The 1,940-nt window shown below is 36.1% G+C and carries 1 protein-coding gene; it reads right to left on the bottom strand.

Annotated features, from left to right (window positions below; genetic code table 11):
* Window positions 1-97 precede the first annotated feature (97 nt).
* Window positions 98-1,825, bottom strand: a complete 1,728-nt coding sequence (locus tag DWX73_RS13150; RefSeq protein ID WP_118349113.1) for an IS1634 family transposase — start codon at window positions 1,823-1,825, stop codon at window positions 98-100.
* Window positions 1,826-1,940 lie beyond the last annotated feature (115 nt).

The following is a 1,940-nucleotide window of genomic DNA, read 5'->3' as shown; positions in this document are numbered from 1 at the left end:
AATCCCATCTTTGACAGTTAGAAAAAGAAAAAATCGCTGTATCCCTCATGTTTACTGGGGTATAGCGATTTTTGTCGTTGTTTCGAAATATAGTAATTTATTCCTTCCCTTTACTTTTTTTCTGAATATTTCTCATCTTACTTTTTGTTATGAACTGATAATCTGTTCGGAAACCGCAGACGTCATGAAGATCATCCGTAATTCTTTCTCGTTTGTATAAAGGAATAAATCCCTGTTCCTGTATTTCAGCGAAATTCATTTCTTTTAGAACATCTAATAATTCTTCACATGTATATTTAGTATCCAGTTTTTTCTCAAGGAAACGGTATATGGTCAATGCAAGAAAACAGATTAGAAAATGTGCTTTGATCCGGTTTTCATCCTGTAAATAGACAGGTCTTGCAGAAAAATCTGTTTTCATAATCCGGAAACATTCTTCTATCTGCCATCTTCCTTCACTTACTTTTAAAATATCACTAACTTCGTCATCTAAAAGATCTGTGCATACTGCGTAAAAGCCATCATACTGGGCTTCTTCAGAAATCTTGGTTTCATCTAGATAATGATTTACATCAGCAGCTTCCCCTTCTTCTGTTACAGCGATCGTTCCGATGAAACGTGCTGGGTCATTTGGATTTTTTCGGTTCTTTTTTGTGTTCCCTGAATACAGCATCTTTTGTGCCCGTTCAATCTGTTTGTCTCGAATAGATTTTTGATAAAGGGCATATTTAGGAGAATAGGTAATGATCAGGCGTTGATGCAGCTTCTTTGTGGTGTAGGGCTCGTCTTTATAATAAAGTCCTTTATCATCTTCTGGTAGTTTTGTGATATCAACAGGGGTTCCATCTGATACTCTTTTAAACCCCTGTAAATTTAATGCCCATTCTTTTTCTTCTTTCTTCAGCTTTTTGATGGACTGGGTTACGATATAAGACCGTTCCCCCATGTGGTTGTATTCCCGGATTGATTCAGAGCCAAGCCCGGCATCGCTGCAATAAATAAATTTCTGACAACCAAAATCTCCAAGAACTTTCTTTTCTAACGGTTTGAGAGAGGTTTGCTCATTTGCATTTCCCGGAAAAAGAGAAAAAGCAAGGGGAATCCCATCTCCATCCATAAACAATCCCATTTGGATGATCGGGTTTGGCCTGTGTTCTTTACTTTTCCCGTATTTTTTATTTCCATCTTCTTGTTCAATTTCAAAGTAATAATTCGAGCAGTCATAATAAAGGATCTTATCATTTCTTTTTCCAAGGAAGTGGGAGTTTTTATAAACTTCAGACTGAATAAGATCACATTCCGCACCAAGTACATCCAATGCCCGGTAGACATCATGAAGTTCATAGGATGGTTTTTCTAAGAATTCAGATGCAACTTTGTAAGAAGAACGTTTGCTGCAAGGTTCTAAGATTCTTGCATAAATCAGATCCGAGAGGATCGCATTGATATCATACTTGAATTTATATTTCTGTTTCAGTTTCCGGCAGATTTTATTCATTTGTAGTTGATAATAAATGGATTGGAGAAACAGATAGCCACCACGGAAGAAGACCTGCTTGTCATAATCTAATTGTCTATCTGCATGGAATGGTATCAATACTGTCTGTGCTTCTTTTTCTTTTTTATATTTTTCAGTTTCTATTTTCACTTCATTTTTCGCCCATGCAACGACATCATCTCTTGTAGGACCATGTTCAGGCAAAAGTTGTTCTAAGGTTCCCAGCTTGCGGACGATAGCTGAAGTAGTGCTGCCATTTGCTTTTGTATAAGATTTACAGATATAAAAGGACTCTGCATTTTTTGATTTTGTTATATGAAGATTCATCTGTCATCCCTCCTATCCCTTATTATATCATACAATAACATAAAATAACAGCCATAAAAACAGAAAATTTGACATAAAAAAAGCAGGTTTTATGCGACCTGTGAGAACTTTTTTT

Origin of the sequence: Coprococcus sp. AF21-14LB, assembly GCF_003458885.1 — a bacterium.
In the GTDB taxonomy this organism is placed as follows: Bacteria; Bacillota; Clostridia; order Lachnospirales; family Lachnospiraceae; genus UBA9414.
Note: the sequence above shows the minus strand (reverse complement) of the source record. Positions and strands in the feature narration are given on the sequence as shown.

Bases quoted from the DNA above. Each gene is read 5' to 3' on its own strand.
- DWX73_RS13150 (WP_118349113.1), bottom strand. From the start codon at position 1,825: ATGAATCTTCATATAACAAAATCAAAAAATGCAGAGTCCTTTTATATC.